At 46.1% G+C, this 17638-nt stretch carries 23 protein-coding genes; all 23 read left to right on the top strand.

Going from position 1 to position 17638, the window contains the following annotated elements; translation table 11 throughout:
* Window positions 1-9: 9 nt before the first annotated feature.
* The 23 genes from codY (at window position 10) to flhB (ending at window position 17630) form a co-directional block, all read left to right on the top strand.
* Entirely contained in the window at window positions 10-786 is a 777-nt protein-coding gene (gene codY / locus CHH53_RS03315) for a GTP-sensing pleiotropic transcriptional regulator CodY (protein WP_095214694.1), read from the top strand.
* Window positions 787-1201: 415 nt separating this feature from the next.
* Window positions 1202-1600, top strand: a complete 399-nt coding sequence (flgB, locus tag CHH53_RS03320; protein WP_095214695.1) for a flagellar basal body rod protein FlgB — start codon at window positions 1202-1204, stop codon at window positions 1598-1600.
* 2 nt (window positions 1601-1602) lie between these two features.
* Entirely contained in the window at window positions 1603-2058 is a 456-nt protein-coding gene (flgC, locus tag CHH53_RS03325; RefSeq protein ID WP_095214696.1) for a flagellar basal body rod protein FlgC, read from the top strand.
* Between the two features lie 13 nt (window positions 2059-2071).
* A complete protein-coding gene (gene fliE / locus CHH53_RS03330) occupies window positions 2072-2371 on the top strand; it encodes a flagellar hook-basal body complex protein FliE (protein WP_095214697.1) in 300 nt (99 codons plus the stop codon).
* A 78-nt stretch (window positions 2372-2449) separates the two neighbouring features.
* Window positions 2450-4066 carry a flagellar basal-body MS-ring/collar protein FliF gene (fliF, locus tag CHH53_RS03335; protein WP_095214698.1) on the top strand — a complete coding sequence of 539 codons (1617 nt, stop codon included), beginning with the start codon at window positions 2450-2452 and terminating at the stop codon, window positions 4064-4066.
* A gap of 15 nt (window positions 4067-4081) precedes the next feature.
* Window positions 4082-5095, top strand: a complete 1014-nt coding sequence (gene fliG, locus CHH53_RS03340; RefSeq protein WP_095214699.1) for a flagellar motor switch protein FliG — start codon at window positions 4082-4084, stop codon at window positions 5093-5095.
* A complete protein-coding gene (gene fliH / locus CHH53_RS03345) occupies window positions 5088-5834 on the top strand; it encodes a flagellar assembly protein FliH (RefSeq protein WP_158221468.1) in 747 nt (248 codons plus the stop codon). Before fliG ends, fliH begins: the two co-directional genes overlap by 8 nt.
* Window positions 5834-7144 carry a flagellar protein export ATPase FliI gene (gene fliI / locus CHH53_RS03350; RefSeq protein ID WP_095214701.1) on the top strand — a complete coding sequence of 437 codons (1311 nt, stop codon included), beginning with the start codon at window positions 5834-5836 and terminating at the stop codon, window positions 7142-7144. Before fliH ends, fliI begins: the two co-directional genes overlap by 1 nt.
* A gap of 4 nt (window positions 7145-7148) precedes the next feature.
* Window positions 7149-7595 (top strand): flagellar export protein FliJ, encoded by a 447-nt coding sequence (gene fliJ / locus CHH53_RS03355; RefSeq protein WP_095214702.1) that lies wholly within the window; start codon window positions 7149-7151, stop codon window positions 7593-7595.
* Window positions 7596-7598: 3 nt separating this feature from the next.
* Entirely contained in the window at window positions 7599-8243 is a 645-nt protein-coding gene (locus CHH53_RS03360) for a MotE family protein (RefSeq protein WP_095214703.1), read from the top strand.
* A 1-nt stretch (window position 8244) separates the two neighbouring features.
* Window positions 8245-9627: a flagellar hook-length control protein FliK gene (locus CHH53_RS03365; RefSeq protein ID WP_233134816.1), complete on the top strand. Its 1383-nt coding sequence runs from the start codon at window positions 8245-8247 to the stop codon at window positions 9625-9627.
* On the top strand, window positions 9624-10067 hold the full coding sequence (locus tag CHH53_RS03370; protein WP_095214705.1) for a flagellar hook capping FlgD N-terminal domain-containing protein: 444 nt from the start codon (window positions 9624-9626) through the stop codon (window positions 10065-10067). The genes CHH53_RS03365 and CHH53_RS03370 overlap by 4 nt, the downstream gene beginning before the upstream one ends.
* Before the next feature lie 20 nt (window positions 10068-10087).
* Entirely contained in the window at window positions 10088-10912 is an 825-nt protein-coding gene (gene flgG, locus CHH53_RS03375; protein ID WP_095214706.1) for a flagellar basal body rod protein FlgG, read from the top strand.
* Between the two features lie 38 nt (window positions 10913-10950).
* The gene (locus CHH53_RS03380) at window positions 10951-11169 is read left to right on the top strand and encodes a flagellar FlbD family protein (RefSeq protein WP_095214707.1); all 219 of its coding nucleotides are present in this window, start codon (window positions 10951-10953) and stop codon (window positions 11167-11169) included.
* The gene (locus CHH53_RS03385) at window positions 11159-11572 is read left to right on the top strand and encodes a flagellar basal body-associated FliL family protein (RefSeq protein WP_095214708.1); all 414 of its coding nucleotides are present in this window, start codon (window positions 11159-11161) and stop codon (window positions 11570-11572) included. The genes CHH53_RS03380 and CHH53_RS03385 overlap by 11 nt, the downstream gene beginning before the upstream one ends.
* A 32-nt stretch (window positions 11573-11604) precedes the next feature.
* On the top strand, window positions 11605-12606 hold the full coding sequence (gene fliM / locus CHH53_RS03390; RefSeq protein ID WP_095214709.1) for a flagellar motor switch protein FliM: 1002 nt from the start codon (window positions 11605-11607) through the stop codon (window positions 12604-12606).
* On the top strand, window positions 12599-13723 hold the full coding sequence (gene fliY / locus CHH53_RS03395) for a flagellar motor switch phosphatase FliY (RefSeq protein ID WP_095214710.1): 1125 nt from the start codon (window positions 12599-12601) through the stop codon (window positions 13721-13723). The genes fliM and fliY overlap by 8 nt, the downstream gene beginning before the upstream one ends.
* A 26-nt stretch (window positions 13724-13749) precedes the next feature.
* Window positions 13750-14112 (top strand): response regulator, encoded by a 363-nt coding sequence (locus CHH53_RS03400; RefSeq protein ID WP_038560215.1) that lies wholly within the window; start codon window positions 13750-13752, stop codon window positions 14110-14112.
* 16 nt (window positions 14113-14128) lie between these two features.
* On the top strand, window positions 14129-14815 hold the full coding sequence (fliO, locus tag CHH53_RS03405) for a flagellar biosynthetic protein FliO (RefSeq protein WP_095214711.1): 687 nt from the start codon (window positions 14129-14131) through the stop codon (window positions 14813-14815).
* Window positions 14808-15473, top strand: a complete 666-nt coding sequence (gene fliP, locus CHH53_RS03410) for a flagellar type III secretion system pore protein FliP (protein ID WP_095214712.1) — start codon at window positions 14808-14810, stop codon at window positions 15471-15473. Before fliO ends, fliP begins: the two co-directional genes overlap by 8 nt.
* Before the next feature lie 23 nt (window positions 15474-15496).
* Window positions 15497-15766: a flagellar biosynthesis protein FliQ gene (fliQ, locus tag CHH53_RS03415; protein ID WP_095214713.1), complete on the top strand. Its 270-nt coding sequence runs from the start codon at window positions 15497-15499 to the stop codon at window positions 15764-15766.
* Window positions 15767-15770: 4 nt separating this feature from the next.
* Window positions 15771-16550 carry a flagellar biosynthetic protein FliR gene (gene fliR / locus CHH53_RS03420; protein ID WP_095214817.1) on the top strand — a complete coding sequence of 260 codons (780 nt, stop codon included), beginning with the start codon at window positions 15771-15773 and terminating at the stop codon, window positions 16548-16550.
* Window positions 16551-17630 (top strand): flagellar biosynthesis protein FlhB, encoded by a 1080-nt coding sequence (flhB, locus tag CHH53_RS03425; protein WP_095214714.1) that lies wholly within the window; start codon window positions 16551-16553, stop codon window positions 17628-17630.
* Window positions 17631-17638: the final 8 nt, after the last annotated feature.

The following is a 17638-nucleotide window of genomic DNA, read 5'->3' on the forward strand; positions in this document are numbered from 1 at the left end:
GAGGAAATCATGAAATTATTAGATAAGGCAAGAGATATAAACTTTATGCTGCAAAAGACAGCAGGAAAGGCTGTCAACTTCAACAATATGTCCGAGACCTTGCAGCAGGTCATCGAGAGCAATATCTTCATCGTAAGCCGCCGCGGCAAATTGCTGGGATTTTCGATCAACCAGGCAATCGAGAATGACAGGATGAAGCAAATGCTCGAGGAAAGACAGTTCCCTAAAGAGTATACGGAAGGTCTTTTCCAAGTACAGCAGACGACTGCAAATATCGGTATCGACAGTCCTTATACAGCATTCCCGGTGGAGAACAAAGATCTTTTCCAAGGCGGATTGACGACGATTGTTCCGATCATCGGCGGTGGTGAACGTCTTGGGACTTTGATCCTCAGCCGGGTTGCAGAGAATTTCAGTGATGATGACTTGCTGCTTGCCGAATATGGTGCAACGGTAGTCGGTATGGAAATCCTTCATCAGAAATCAGCAGAGATCGAAACAGAAGCTCGCAGTAAAGCTGTCGTGCAAATGGCAATCAGTTCCCTTTCCTACAGTGAATTGGAAGCCATCGAGCATATCTTCGAAGAATTGGACGGCAGCGAAGGTTTGCTGGTTGCAAGTAAAGTGGCAGACCGTGTAGGTATTACACGTTCTGTCATTGTCAACGCTTTGCGTAAATTGGAAAGTGCAGGGGTAATTGAATCCCGTTCTTTAGGAATGAAAGGAACGTACATTAAAGTCCTTAATAATAAATTCCTGGTTGAATTACAAAAACATACAAGCTAATCAAAAGGGAAGCAGGCCAAAAAGCCTGTTTCCCTTTTTTTGTGGCTATTCATGACTCTTATACTATATTTATTTCATGTAATAGAAAGCCCTTTCAAAAAAACGCGCGTTTTCCGTTCGGGGGAGTAGTAAAATATATTTAGTTTTTCTGGTGCAGAAAGGAAAAAAACCGGGATATGAATCAACTTTAGTAGGCTTTAATCATGTCATCAAAAAAGTTAACATCTAAAATACGGTCAAAACTGTAATTAAATGTATGTTTAATAGGTTAAAAGTTTTAGTATGCTTAGACCATTTTTACAAATATAAGAAAATTATCATAGAACATATAGACATAACTTCCTCCTTTCAATACAATAATCGTGTACATTAGAGCTGATTCGACGGCATACATAGCACTCTGGGAGGGGTAACAATGGACCTATATGGCAAAACGATTCAAGCATTGGATCGTTCACTGGATTATGCCAATCTAAAAAATCAAACCATTGCCAATAATATAGCGAATGCTGATACACCCGGATATAAAGCGGAAACCGTTTCTTTTAAAGAAACGCTGCAGGACACAATGGATTCTGCATTCACTGCGAAGCGTACGAATCCTAAACATCTTGCGTTTGGCAGTACGACTGACACATCTGAATTCCAGGTGACAAAAAAGGAAGGCACCTCTTATACGAATAGCGGCAACAATGTGGATATAGATAAGGAAATGTCCGAATTAGCGGATAACCAATTATACTATCAAGCACTTGTTGATCGAATGAGCGGTAAGTTTAACAGTCTTTCCAAAGTCATTAAAGGAGGTAATTGATTTTGACTATTTTCTCTTCCTTGAATACAAGCGCTAGCGCGCTGACGGCCCAGCGGCTGCGTATGGATGTTGTGTCATCCAATATCGCGAATGCTGAAACGACACGGGCCACCATTGATGAAGATGGAAATTATGTTCCGTACAGACGGAAAATGGTTTCCCTGGAATCCAAGGATACAAATGGTTTTTCTTCCTTTCTGGAACGGGCTCAAGGAGGTAAAGGTGGCTCCGGCGGTGTCAGGGTTTCGGAAATCACGGAAGACGACACAGCGTTCGAGATGGTATATAACCCTGCTTCACCTGATGCGAACGAAGAAGGATATGTAGCAATGCCGAATGTCGATCCATTACGGGAAATGACTGATCTTATTAGCGCTACCAGATCGTATGAAGCTAACGTCACGGCAATGAATGCAACAAAAGGTATGCTTCAGAAAGCTTTGGAAATCGGAAAATAGAGGAGGGTGACAAATGGCAATTGAAGGGATCAGCGGCCTGGCAGGAACCAACAGTCTTACTGCAGTAAAGCAGTCGACACCAGCCGAGGCGCAAGCAAGCTTCACGGAGAGCTTGAAATCCGCAATTGAAAGCTTGAATGAAACGCAGCAGGAATCCGATAAGATGACACAGGCCCTTGCTGCGGGAAAAGTGGATAACCTGCACGATGTTATGATTGCGTCTCAAAAAGCAAGTGTAGCAATGGACGCGGCAGTCCAAGTGCAAAAGAAAGCAATCGATGCTTATACTGAAATGATGCGCATGTCTATGTAGAATAAGGATGGTAATCTATCCTCAGTCAAAGTAGATATGCTTTTATTATGAATTTGACCTATGCTTTGGGGGAACCAGATGAATCAGCGAATTGCAAGTTACAAAGAAAAGATAACTAATTTCTGGCAGACAAGACCAGTTTGGCAAAAGGCACTGTTGATATGTACCCCGATCGTACTTGTTTTAATCATCGGTATCAGTTCATATTTTGCTACGAAAGAGACGATGGTGCCTTTGTATAAAGATCTTTCTGCCCAGGAAGCTGGCAAGATCAAGGAAGAGCTGGACGCACAAGGTGTTAAATATGAACTCGAGGGAAATGGGACCACCATCCTTGTTCCGGATAAACAGGCAGAAGGGCTGCTCGTTGATTTAGCGGCAGAAGGGCTGCCGGAAACAGGCAGCATCGATTATTCGTTCTTCAGCAACAATGCTTCATGGGGTATGACGGATAATGAATTCGATGTGATCAAACTTGATGCCCTTCAAACGGAATTATCCACATTATTGACCAATATAGACGGTATCAAGAGTGCGGATGTCATGATAAATAAGCCCTCGGATCCTGTTTTTGTCACGGATGAACAGGAAGAGGCATCGGCTTCCATTGTACTGAACACAGAGACTGGGTACCATTTTGAGCCTAGTCAAGTAGAAGCGATGTATCGTCTGGTATCCAAGACCGTACCGAATCTTCCGGAAGAAAACATCGTCATAACGAACCAAGATTTTGAGTACATAAACATGGAAACGGCACAAGCAGGCGGGGATGCCTATACAAACCAAATGGGCATCAAAAAGGAAGTCGAACAAGGGATTCAGCAGCGTGTGCAACAAATGCTTGCAGCCATGGTCGGAGCTGATAATGTCCGCGTATCCGTGACAACGGATATCGATTTCGACCAGGAGACACGTACGGAAGAACTTGTGGAGCCTGTCGATGAAGAAAATAATGAAGGCTTGCCGGTCAGTGTGGAGACTATCACAGAGACGTATGAAGGCGAACCGGCAGAAAACGGCGGAGTGGCCGGGACCGGTGAAGAAGAGGTGCCGAATGTAGCTGCTGAAGATGAAGCAGCTGGCGATGGAGCCTACAATAATGTCAAAGAATCCGTCAATTATGAGTTCAATAAGATCAAGAAAGAAATAACGGAAAGTCCTTACAGCATCCGCGATATCGGAATTCAAGTCGCGGTTGACAGCAATAAGAATGCCACTGGAGAAAACGGGGAAGCTGAACAGCTGACGCAGCAAGAGCAAACCCAAGTAGAAGACAGCATCACCTCCATCCTGAACTCGATCGTGTCGACATCTGTGGATAGGGAAGCTGCAGAGGCAATCAATCCGGAAAACAGTGTCTCCGTCGTATTCCAGCCATTTGCTGACAATCAAAGCGCACAATCAGATGATGCAGCAGGTTCCGGAATACCAGTATGGGCATATGTTGCCGGCGGTGTCCTATTGGCCGCGGTAGCAGTACTCGTATTCATGCTTATCCGTTCCAGGAGGAATCAGGAAGAAGATGAGGACGAATTGCTGGAGGATCAAGTGGCACCAGAACCAATTGTGGTTGAAGAAATAGAGGATACACCGGAAACGGAAGCGACATTGAAACAAAAACAATTGGAAAAATTAGCGAAAGAGTCACCAGAAGACTTCGCCAAACTGCTGCGAAGCTGGATGGCTGAAGATTAAAGGAGCAATGAAGGAATGGCAGCTGTGAAAGGACGTTTGACAGGAAAACAAAAAGCAGCGATCTTGATGATCTCTCTTGGAGCTGATACGGCTGCGAATGTATATAAGCATCTGACAGAAGAAGAAATCGAAAAAATGTCATTGGAGATTTCTTCTGTAAAGAAAGTGGACAGCGCAGAGAAAGAATCGATAATAGATCAATTTCATCAGATAGCCATTGCACAGGATTATATATCCCAAGGCGGAATCGCATATGCAAAAACGATTCTGGAAAAAGCTCTGGGAGCAGAAGAAGCTGCTGCAATCATGAACAGGCTGACTTCCACGCTGCAAGTAAGACCTTTTGATTTTGCAAGAAAGGCAGATCCGACACAAATTCTTAACTTCATCCAAAATGAGCATCCGCAGACCATAGCACTGGTACTTTCCTATTTGGAGCCAGAGCAATCCGGTCAGATATTGTCTGAATTGCCGCAGGATATGCAGGCAGATGTGGCAAAGCGTATTGCCACGATGAGCAGTACATCACCAGAAATCATCAGTCAGGTAGAGCAGATTCTCGAAAAGAATTTATCCACTACCGCTACACAGGATTTCACACAGACCGGTGGTATCCAGGCAGTGGTAGAAGTGCTTAACGGTGTGGATCGAAGCACCGAAAGGACGATATTGGATGAATTGGAAGTTCAGGATCCCGAGCTTGCCGAGGAAATCAAGAAACGTATGTTCATCTTTGAAGATATCGTCACATTGGATAACCGCGCCATTCAGCGTGTCATACGCGAGGTTGAGAATGATGATCTGAAGCTATCTTTGAAAGTGGCGAGCGACGAAGTGAAAGACATTGTATTCCAGAATATGTCTGACAGGATGGTGCAGACATTCAAAGAGGAGATGGAATTCATGGGACCTGTCCGTCTGAAAGATGTAGAAGAAGCGCAAAGCCGTATCGTATCCGTCATCCGGCGTTTGGAGGAAGTCGGCGAGATAATCATATCCCGCGGCGGAGGAGATGACATCATTGTCTAATATTTGGCAATCCGTATCAGTGAAGGAATCGAAAGTGATTGATATCAGGCCGGTCAAGCTGACACTGGAGACCGGGGATGATACTGAGGACACAGCATCCTGGCAAGCAGAGAAAGAGCGGTGCCAGCAGCATATAAAGGATGCAAAAGACGAAGCGGAGCAGATATTGACTTCCGCAAGGCAGGCAGTTGAAAAAGAGCGAAGTCAATGGGAGTCGCAAAAGCGGGATTTGATGGAACAAGCTCAGCTCGAGGGATATCAGAAGGGCTTTGCTGCCGGACAGCAAGAAGGGCTGCAATCGTATGAATCAAAGCTCGAAGAAGCAAAGCAGCTTGTCGAGCTGGCTCAGCAGGATTATAAAGAAACAGTCGAAGCAAGTGAGGATGCTTTATTGGATCTTGGGCTGAAATTGGCGGAAAAAATCATGCATCAGACATTGACAGCTGATCCGGAAAGCTATTTGGCACTTGTAAAAGGCGCGATTGCCGACTGGAAGGAGCGCAGCGATTTACGTCTTTATGTCCATCCAGACAGCTATGAGCTTGTCCTCCAGCAAAAAGAGGAGCTGGCTTTGCTGACAGGCAAGGATTTCGAGCTCATGATCATGCCGCAGCATGATTTGCCGTCTGGCGGCTGTATCCTGGAAACCAAGCATGGAAGAATTGATGCAAGCATCGATTCGCAGCTGGCTGTCCTTCGGGAGAAGCTCTTTGAGCTAAGGCGAGAGGAAGCGGACTGATGCTCGGACGATACATAAATGAATTGGATAATTTGGATACCTACAAACGATACGGAAGGATTCACAGAGTCGTCGGGTTGCTGATTGAGTCGCATGGACCGGTGACCAGTGTCGGGGAAATATGTTATATCCATCCATCTTCGGCTTCCGAAGAAAGATTCCTGGCCGAGGTGGTAGGCTTCGATGACGAGAAAGTGCTGCTGATGCCATTTGCACCGTTGAAGGATGTCGGGCCTGGCTGCTTGGTTGAAGCAACCGGTTCACCATTGTCAATCAAGATAGGCCATGGATTGATCGGCAGCATCATCGATCCGTTGGGTCAGCCATTGAATGGCAGCATGCTCCCGAAAGGATTGAAATCCTTTACGACGGACCGGAATCCGCCGAATCCGATGACGAGGCCGCGAATCCTGGAACCGCTCGAAACAGGTGTGCGTGTGATCGACAGCCTTTTGACGGTCGGTCGAGGACAACGCGTCGGTATTTTCGCCGGAAGCGGAGTGGGCAAAAGCACCCTTCTTGGGATGATAGCTCGCAAATCAAGTGCCGATGTCAATGTCATTGCCTTGATAGGAGAGCGCGGAAGAGAAGTGCGTGAGTTCATTGAAAAGGATTTAGGTGAGGAAGGCATCAAAAGATCGATCATCGTTGTGGCGACATCCGATCAGCCTGCCCTGATGCGAATTAAGGGTGCGTACACTGCAACGGCGATCTGTGAATATTTCCGCGATCAAGGAATGCATGTCAACTTGATGATGGATTCGGTCACCCGGGTGGCGATGGCACAGCGGGAAATTGGCCTTGCTTCTGGTGAGCCGCCCACCACAAAAGGGTATACGCCATCTGTCTTCGCTGCCCTGCCTAAGCTGCTCGAACGCACGGGGACGAATGAAACAGGTGCTATTACAGCATTTTATACCGTGCTTGTAGATGGAGACGACATGAATGAACCGATAGCGGATACGGTGCGAGGCATTTTGGATGGACACTTTGTCCTGGATCGGAAATTGGCGGAGCAAGGACAATTCCCGGCGCTGAATGTTCTCAAATCAATCAGCCGGGTCATGCCGCAAATCACCGATGAAGAAGTGTATCGGCTCGCACAGCGGCTTCGGACGCTGCTGGCCCTATATGAAGAGAATCGGGAATTGATTCAAATCGGGGCTTATAAGAAAGGCACGAATAAAGAAATCGATGAAGCAATCAGCTATCAAAAACCGATTCTCGATTTCCTTAAGCAAGGGATGCATGAGTTTACAAGTCGTCCAGACGCAATTCAGCAAATGAGGCAGCTGATAGGAAAGGAATGATCTGATGGCCGACACGAAGATTTTCGAAAAAATCCTGCGTATGAAAGAGCGTGAGCGTAAAGCAGCACAGCAGGCCTTTGCGGAGAAGCAGCAGCAGTTCGAATCAGCGGCAACGACTTTATATGAGCTGCTCAAGAAAAAAGAAGGTGCTGAAGAGCAGCTGTCAAAAGGCTTGGCAGCTTCTGTTCCTATCCAGCGGTTATCCGAACATCATGCCTTCCTGGAATCGATCAACCGGCAGATAGACCGGGCCCAGATAGCAGTACAATTTGCTCGCAACGCCATGATGGAAAAGCAGGAACTGCTTTCGGAAGCTTATATCGAAGTGAAAAAAATCGAAAAGCTTCTGGAAAAGAAGCGGCAGGAAGCATGGCGGAAACTGCAGGATGAAGAAAAAAGGCAGATGGATGACATATCAATCCGCCAATTCTTAGCAAATGGAGCACGATAGGATATGGCAAAGCAAAAAAACGATCAACAAAAGAAGAAAGGCAAAGGAAAAGGATTCTTTCTCTATTTTTTATTGCCGGTTGTACTGGCAGCAGCACTTGTTATCGCAATATTGGAATTTTCGGGTGTATCTGTTGCAAAGCTCGCATCAGGTATTCCGGTCATCGGCAATATGGTCAATGATGAATCTGCATCTTCTTCAAGCAGCCCCGCTGATGCGGATAAACTAAAAAAACAGCTGAAGGAACAGCAAGCAACAATCGATATGATGAAAGAGACCGAGGATGCAAAAAATGCAGAAATCGATGATCTCAATCAACAGATCGTCAAACTGCAGAATCAGCTAAACGGCACCGAACCAGCAAGCAATACCGCAAAGGCGCAAGGCACTTCCGGAGATGGAGCAACAGAAGAGGAAGAAGCAGCGACGCCATACAAGGAAGCAGCGACCTCCTTCAGTAAGATGGATGACGAAAAAGCAGCGGCAATCATCAGTAAGCTGGATAACGAGAAGGCTTTAGGAGTTCTTCAGGAGCTTTCCGGTAAAAAGCGGGGGACGATCCTGGCTGCGATGGATCCTGAGGCAGCAGCATCCTACACCAGTGCCATGGTTGATGAAGCAGAGAAGGAGGGGGAGAAAGTTGAATAATATGATCCCATCTTTTCCTTCACTCCAGACTGCTCCTGCTGTAAATGTGCAGAAGGGGACGCCCGCTGGTAGTGATCTATTTCAAAGCCTGTTTCAGCAAGCTGCTTCCGGCACGGCTAACGAGACTATAAGCTATCCGGATAGTTCCGTTCCTGTGATAAAGGATTTACAGGATAAGCAGGATATGCAAGTCGTTTTGGAGGCATTCTTCAATAAGATGGGTTCAGGGGAATCCCTTGAACCCAAAGAGCTGCCTGAAGATGCATGGGAACTTGTCGGGCAAGTGCTTGGGGAAAATAATTTGGCTGCATTCCTGCCAAGCCAGTTAAGGGACAAGGCGGAACAAGTTCTGCGAAATATCAAACCATCGGGACAGGAATCAGCGGTCGATGATATGTTGACTCAGCTTGCAGAATTACAGGCTCAACTGAATGGAAGCAATGCTACAGCGAACGCTGATGGAATCACAGCAGCCTTGCAGCAGACATTGCCTCCGGGCTCAATGGTGTCATCTGCTGTAACAAAAGCAGGAAATCCATCCAAGAATCAGACGGATGCTGCCGGCATCAATCAGAATTCATCAAAGGATTTGGCAATGCTTACCGGCATATCTTCCCATTCTGATAAACGAGACCCATCAACCGCATTGCAGACTTCAAAGCTGGTATCCGCCGCTAATACGATGGATAGCGAGTCCGCAAGAAGCCAAACAGCATTGCAAGAGTCAAAGGCGCAGTCACAGCCCAAGCTGACAGAAATGGCGAGCGCTATCAGGCGGATTGTGGAAGCCTCTGCAGGCAGCAATGAAAAAACTTTAGCAAGCAAGTCGGTATCAACACAGCAAAAACAAGATTTTCAGACATTTGATCCCAAACAAATAAGCACGCTTCAAGTATCGAAACAAGAGCAGCTTGTTTTCCATCTTAAGCAAGCTGACCTGGCTCCGGAGCAAGCTGGCAAAGAGCTGGTCCAAAAATTGGAACAGGCTGTAAAGTTCAGCGGTATGCTGTCGGACAGAAACGGATTGAAGGAATTATCGATCCAGCTTCGTCCTGGCAATCTAGGTGACTTACAAGTGAAATTGGTCCGGGAGAACGGGGATATAACCGTTCAGATCGTTGCAGCTTCCAAACAAGCGAAGGACATGCTTGATTCCAACATATCGAGCCTCAAGCATATGTTTTCCCCTCATCAAGTGAGCATTACCGAGCGAGTGGATCAGCTCCAAGCAACCTCACCTGAGAGAAACAGCCAGCAGCAGTTCCAGGATGACAATGAAGGACAGCAGGACCGACAGCAAAGACAGCAGCAACAGGAAATCCAAGACAGCATGGATACAAGTTTTGCAGAAATTCTTTCTGAGCAGGAGGGAATTAGGATATGACGACCACAAGCACAATCGATTCCAGCTATTATCTGGATTCACAAAAAACGAGGACACCAAGTTCTACGCTTGATAAAGATGATTTCCTTCAGATCCTGATGGTACAGCTCCAGAACCAGGATCCGACAAACCCAATGGATGAATCGAAGTTCATTGACCAAATGACTTCCTTCACCACTTTGGAACAAATAATGAATATGACCGAGGTTGTCGAATATATGGCAGGCAATTCGTCATACACGTCTCCGGTTATCGAGTACAGCCATATGATTGATAAAAATGTCACCTACAACGAATACGATTTGGATACAGGTGAAATCACGGACACCATCACAAGCAAGGTGAAGGCTGTGACACAGCAAGGCGGCTATGCTGTTTTGGAGCTTGAAAATGGAAAGTCGATTTATGCAGACGCTGTTACGAAGGTAAGCAACGAATAAAAAGAAAAGGATGATGAAGCATGTTACGTTCACTTTACTCTGGTATCTCAGGAATGAAAGGTTTTCAAACAAATTTGGATGTAGTCAGTAACAATATTGCAAACGTCAATACATCCGGTTACAAGAAAAGCAGAATCACTTTTCAGGATATGATGAATCAGCAAATCAAAGCTTCCACTGATCCGACAGCTCAAACAGGCGGTACAAATGCAAGTCAGGTTGGTCTAGGTTCGAAAGTCGGTTCCATTGATAATGTACATACCCAAGGTAACCGCCAGAATACCGATCGGACACTTGATTTGGCGCTTGAAGGTGAAGGAATGTTCATCGTATCCGCTAATCCGACAGGGAATGATGATATGAATTCAGCCGATATCGGATTTACAAGAGCTGGTAACTTCTACTTGGATGGGGACGGCAGGATCGTGAATAGCAGCGGTCAATTCCTGCTCGATGTAAACGGCGAGGCGATAACGGTTCCAGAAGGCGCTACCAGCATCAGCATTAACGGGCAAGGAGAGGTTAATTACACTGCTGAAGGCGGAGAGGTAGCTGTAGCTGGAACCATCGGTCTGGCTAAGTTCTCCAACCCGGATGGCTTGATCAAAAATGGTAACAGCACGTACCGGAATAGCCCGAATGCCGGTCTGTCAGCAGAGCAGATTTCTGCTCCTGGCGAGAATGGTACTGCCCAAATCGTATCAGGTGCATTGGAAATGTCCAATGTCGATCTTTCCGAGGAATTCACAAACATGATCATCGCCCAGCGTGGATTCCAGGCGAACACAAGGATCATCACGACTTCCGACCAGATCCTGGAAGAGCTTGTCAACCTGAAACGATAAACAGGAGGTGAAGGGAGTAGCCTTACTCCCTTTTCAAAGTGATCAAATTAACTAAATTAAATGGAGAGACATTTACGTTGAATGCGCTTTTCATTGAGCAAATCCAATCGTTTCCCGATACGACAATCACACTCACATCCAGCAAAAAGATCATCGTTCGGGAGTCAGAGATAGAAGTGGCGAGGAAAATCCGTGAATTCTATCAATCTATCGGCTTGATCGGAACAAAGGAGAAACAAGAAAAAAATGAACGCTAAAGTTATCATTATCATTTTATCGGCTGTCATCATCCTGGGCGCTGGCGGCTATGCTGCTTGGAGCTTCTTCACGAGCCCCACATCGGAAGCGAAGGAACCTTCGGCGAGTGAGCTTGCTGCGAATTCCGTGACAACCGATGAAATAACGACGGACTTGGAGGATGGCAGTATCGTCCGAATCCAATTCCAGCTCATCACCGACGGTGAGAAAGCGAAGGAAGAAGTGACTGCAAGACAGTTTCAGCTGAAAAATATCGTGATCAAGGAAATGACCGCGATGAATAAGGAAGATTTCCAAGCCGGCTTGACAGACTTGGAGAAAAATCTGAAGAAAAAATTGAACGAAGAAATGCAAGAAGGCTCGATCGAGGATGTCTATACGGTCAGCAAAGTTTTACAATAAATCACTGAAAAGCAGGAACGGAGGTGACGTGCATGGCAGAAGAGGTCTTATCACAGAATGAGATCGATGCACTGTTATCCGCAATATCTTCCGGTGAAATGGATGCAGATGAGCTGAAACAGGACGAGAAAGCCAAAAAAGTGAGAACGTATGACTTCAAACGGGCACTCCGCTTCTCGAAGGATCAGATACGCAGCATTACGCGTATCCATGAAAATTTTGCCAGGCTGCTGACGACATTCTACTCAGCCAAGCTAAGGACATTTGTCCAAATATCAGTAGCATCCGTCGATCAGCTACCATATGAGGAGTTCATTCGTTCCATCCCGGCGATGACGATTCTGAACACATATAGCCTGTCACCGCTGGAAGGCAAGATTTTGATGGAGTATGATCCGAACATCGCTTTTGCGATGCTTGATAGAACACTTGGCGGTCGCGGCAGCAGTGTCAACAAGATCAACAATCTGACTGAAATCGAAACAATACTCATGACGCAATTATTCGAATCCGGAATGGAAAACCTTAAAGCAGCATGGCAATCGATAGAGGATGTGGATCCTTTATTGGAAGAGTTTGAGATCAACCCGCAGTTCCTCCAAATGGTGTCACCAAATGAGACTGTCGTCGTTGTGACACTGAACACAACAATCGGTGAAACGTCAGGAATGATCAATATTTGTATTCCTCATGTCGTCCTGGAGCCGATTGTATCGAAGCTTTCCGTTCATTACTGGATGCAGGCTCCTGTGGACAGACAAGGCAATGAGAGAGAGTGGAGGGACCTGTCTACTGGCATACAGCAAGCTTCGGTCGACTTGAAGGCGATCCTTGGAGAGACTTCGATTCAGGTAGAGGAATTGATGAAGCTCCAGGAAGGCGATGTACTGATGCTGAACCAGGCGATCGATCATCCGCTTGATATAAAAGTGGACAACCAAGTGAAGTTTAAAGCACAGCCAGGCAAACAAAAAAATAGAATGGCGATACAAATAATGGAAGAGATTGAAACAGGGGGGGAAGAAAATGACTGACAATATGTTATCCCAAGAAGAGATAGATGCATTATTGAAGGGATCAGATGATAGTTCGACCAGCACAGATGATGAGCAGATCCTCCCTAAAGAAGATTTGGATTCGATGGAAGTGGATGCACTTGGAGAAATAGGCAATATCTCGTTCGGAAGTTCAGCAACTACATTATCGACACTTTTGAATCAAAAGGTGGACATCACAACGCCTAAAACCTCCATCGTCAAACGGTCTGATTTATACGAAAAATTCCCGCAGCCGAATGTGGCGATAGAGGTCAGCTATACCGAAGGATTTTCCGGGACGAACCTATTCGTCATCAAGCAGCGGGATGCTGCAATCATTGCGGATTTAATGCTTGGCGGTGACGGAAATGCACCAGCCGAAGAATTCAATGAGATCCATCAAAGTGCTGTACAGGAAGCGATGAACCAAATGATGGGTGCAGCTGCTACAAGCATGAGCACCGTATTCAGCAAGAAAGTGGATATTTCTCCGCCTTCCATTGCATTGATGAATCTATCCGAGGGTACTGGAGCCGATAAGCTGCCTGCTGATGATCAGGTAGTAAGTGTGTCATTCGATTTGAAAATCGGTGACTTGATCGACTCTTCCATCATGCAGCTGCTATCAACGGATTTTGCCAAGGATATGGTGAATGAGCTGCTGCATCCTGCTGCGTCGGAGCCGGAAGTCACAGCACCGCCGGTACAGGAAGCTCCAAGCCAAGCACAGCCGTCTGTCCGGGAAACACCTGTACAAACCATGCAGCAGACACAGACTTCCCAGCCTGCTCCGAATGTGCAGCAAGCAGCTTTCACAAGCTTTGATACACCAGCAGCACCGACGTCTGGGAATCCGCGCAACTTGGATTTGCTGATGGACATCCCTTTGAAAGTTTCCGTCGAGCTGGGCCGTACAAAGCGCACCATCAAGGAAATCCTGGAGCTGTCTGTCGGTTCCGTCGTGGAATTGGACAAGCTTGCGGGTGAGCCAGTGGATATCCACGTTAATGATAAATTGATTGCAAAAGGTGAAGTTGTCGTCATCGAAGAGAATTTCGGTGTACGTGTGACGGATATCCTTAGTCAATCCGATAGATTAAAATCAATCAACTAATTCGACCATTGAGAGGAAGAGAAAATATGGGAAACAGAATTCTAATCGTAGATGACGCTGCATTCATGCGTATGATGATCAAGGATATTTTGACAAAGAATGGCTTTGAAGTAGTAGGGGAAGCACAAGATGGCCAGCAGGCTGTAGAGAAATACAAAGAATTGACTCCTGATTTGGTGACGATGGACATCACAATGCCTGAAATGGATGGTATTGCAGCTATGAAGGAAATCAAAAGCCAATATCCAGATGCGAAAGTCATCATGTGTTCTGCCATGGGGCAGCAGGCGATGGTCATCGATGCCATTCAAGCTGGTGCGAAGGACTTTATCGTTAAACCATTCCAGGCAGATCGTGTTGTAGAGGCAATCCAAAAAGCATTGAGCTAAAAAAGGTGAGTAGGAAATGATGAAAAGAACAGTCTGGGCATGCATGCTCCTTGTATTGATGCATCTAGTCATTTCTCCCATATCTGCCGAAGCGGCAGCGAGTGTGGAGGATTGTTTAAAGAAAGATGCTGCACAATCGGAAGACTGCAAAGATATGAATGAAGCCGGAAATCAACAAGAGAATACACCAGCAGCTGATTCGGCCGATGCGGCAGCTGGAGGCACATCTACCTTTATGAATCTAGTAAAGCTTGCATTGGCACTGGCAGTCGTGCTCGGACTGATCTATGTCCTACTCAAGTTTTTGAATAAACGGAATCGCCTGTTCCAGCAAGTCCGGGCGATGGAGAATATTGGCGGTATTGCACTTGGCAACAATAAATCCGTCCAGATTGTCCGGGTTGGTGAAAAGGTTTATATGCTTGGAGTCGGGGACAATGTCGATTTACTGACTGAAATCGAAGATGAGCAGACAATCAAGGAATTGACGGAACAGGATCAGCAGGAAATGAAGGCATCGGCCTTATTGGCCAATATATTGCCGGGCAAAAAACAGCAGGAAGAGAAGCAGCAGGAAGAATCGGCGAAAAGTGATGGGGCTGCATCCAGCTTCCAGGAACAGTTCAAAGAGGAAATAAGGAAGCTGAAGCAGTCACGCAACAGATTGGAACAGCAGCAAAGGAAGGATACGGACGATGAATGATTTTATCAATATATTTTCTGGAACCGACCCCGAGAATGTATCGACCTCGGTAAAATTGCTGCTATTATTGACCATTTTTTCTTTGGCACCAGGGATTCTCATCCTGATGACATGTTTTACACGGATCGTTGTCGTGCTATCCTTCGTAAGGATGAGCTTAGGCACACAGCAGACACCGCCGACACAGGTTTTGATCGGGATTGCTTTATTCATGACCTTCTTCATCATGGCGCCGACCTTCAGTGAAATTAATGACCAGGCCATCACGCCATTGATGAACGATGAAATATCGCTTGATGAGGCCTATACGGAAGCGAGCGGACCAATCAAGACGTTCATGGCGGAGGAAACGCGACAAAAGGATTTATCTTTATTCATGAATTATGCCGGTCTGGAAAAACCGGAATCAGTCGAGGATATTCCGCTGTCAACACTTGTGCCGGCTTTTGCTATCAGCGAGTTGAAGACGGCTTTTCAAATGGGTTTCATGATTTTCATCCCATTTCTTGTTATCGATATGGCTGTAGCCAGCATCCTTATGTCGATGGGGATGATGATGCTGCCGCCGGTAATCATTTCATTGCCATTTAAAATTTTGTTATTCGTCCTGGTGGATGGCTGGTATTTGGTTACATCCTCGTTGCTGCGAGGGTTTTAGCGAATGAAGGAGCGTAAGGTATTATGAGCAGTGAATTTGTTATTTCCATCGCAGAACGCGGTATTTATACAGTCCTGATTGTCAGCGGACCCTTGCTTATCGTAGCCCTTGCTGTCGGTTTGATCGTCAGCATATTCCAAGCGACGACGCAGATTCAGGAACAGACGCTTGCGTTCATTCCTAAAATAGTCGCCGTATTGGTCGGTTTGGTATTCTTCGGTCCGTGGATGCTGACAAGAATGGTCGAGTTCACTGCAGGCATACTGCAGAATTTGGATCGATTTGTGGGCTGAGCAGATGCTGTCTCAGATTGATTATACCGTTGTACCGGCATTTGCATTGATATTGGTCCGTCTCGTCGCTTTTTTTGTGACTGTACCGCTGTTTTCTTACCGGAATGTGCCGACGACATTCAAGATTGGATTCAGCTTTTTCCTTGCTTTGATCATTTTCTTTACGATCGATCGTCCGACAGTTCCGGTCGATCATACGTACTTTCTTTTGCTTTTTAAAGAAGCAATGGTCGGCCTGACAATCGGCCTGCTTGCTTTCATCGTCATTCAGGCAATCAATGTTGCCGGGGGATTGATTGATTTTCAGATGGGTTTTGCGATTGCCAATGTCATCGACCCGGTTACGAGAGCCCAGAGCCCTCTGACAGGACAATTCCTTTACACGATTGCAACGCTGTTCCTGCTGTCCGTCAATGGGCACTTGCTCTTGATCGATGGTATTTTCTACAGCTATCAACTGATTCCTTTGGATGAAATGGTGCCATTTGGAGATCAGTCATTTGTGGAATTGGTGCTCCGATCCTTCGGGCAGATGTTCCTCATCGCCTTCCAGATGAGTATACCGATTGTCGGCTGTCTGTTCCTGGTTGATGTAGCCATCGGAATAATAGCAAGGACCGTGCCGCAGCTGAATGTGTTTGTCGTGGGCCTGCCGATTAAGATACTTGTAGCATTTGTCCTGTTATTCCTTTCGATCGGCGTTTATATGACAGTGGTTCGGCAGCTGTTTGATTATATGCTTGTGACGATGCGTGATTTGATGGTTCTGTTTGGAGGGTCTTAAATGAAATACCGCTTGGATCTGCAGTTTTTCGCTGGTGAGAAAACAGAGAAAGCGACACCGAAAAAGCGTAAGGATACAAGGAAAAAAGGGCAGGTTGCCAAGAGTCAGGATGTCAATACCGCCATATTGCTTTTATTTTCCTTGGGAGCCTTGGCTTTGATGGGCGGATATTTCAAAGATCAGTTCTTACAGCTATTCACCATTGTATTTGATGAATATCTCACACAGGAAATCACCGCCAATACCGTGCAGACACTGCTTGTGGAGATGAGCATAGCCTTGGCTAAGATCGTCGGGCCGGTGATGGGTATCGCCATCCTTGCCGGTCTGGTTTCCAATTTTGCGCAATTCGGATTGCTTTTCAGCGGGGAAAACATCAAATTCGATCTGAAGAAGATCGATCCAATCCAAGGAGCAAAACGTATCTTTTCTGTCCGGGCATTGGTGGAGCTTGTGAAATCCTTGCTGAAGATCGGCTTGGTAGGAGCAGTGACTTTCTATATGCTTTGGGAGAATATGGACACGGTCATGACCATGTTTACGAAAGCTCCGGAAAATGCCATGCAGTTTTTCGGCAAGACAACATTATATATGGGTTTTGCAGCTGCTTTGGCTTTGCTGTTCATTGCAGTGCTGGATTATACTTACCAGCGATTTGATTTTGAGAAGAATATCCGGATGTCCAAACAGGATATCAAGGATGAATATAAAAACACGGAAGGTAATCCATTGATTCGTTCCAAAATTAAAGAAAAGCAGCGTCAGATGTCCATGATGAGGATGATGAGTGAGGTTCCAAAAGCCGATGTCGTCATTACCAACCCGACGCACTTTGCGATTGCCATCCAGTATGACGAGAAAAAGTCGGATACGCCGATCGTCATTGCCAAGGGCATGGATCATGTAGCGCTTAAAATCAAGGAAATAGCAAAGGCGAATGATGTAATGATGGTGGAAAACAAGCCGCTGGCACGCGGATTATATAAAAAAGTGGAGCTGAATCAGCCGATTCAGGAAGAATTTTTCCAAGCGGTTGCAGAGGTGCTCGCCTTCGTATACCGCACGGAGCGTAAAATGTAAGAGAAGAG

Source organism: Terribacillus sp. 7520-G (assembly GCF_002271665.1).
Lineage (GTDB): Bacteria > Bacillota > Bacilli > Bacillales > Amphibacillaceae > Terribacillus.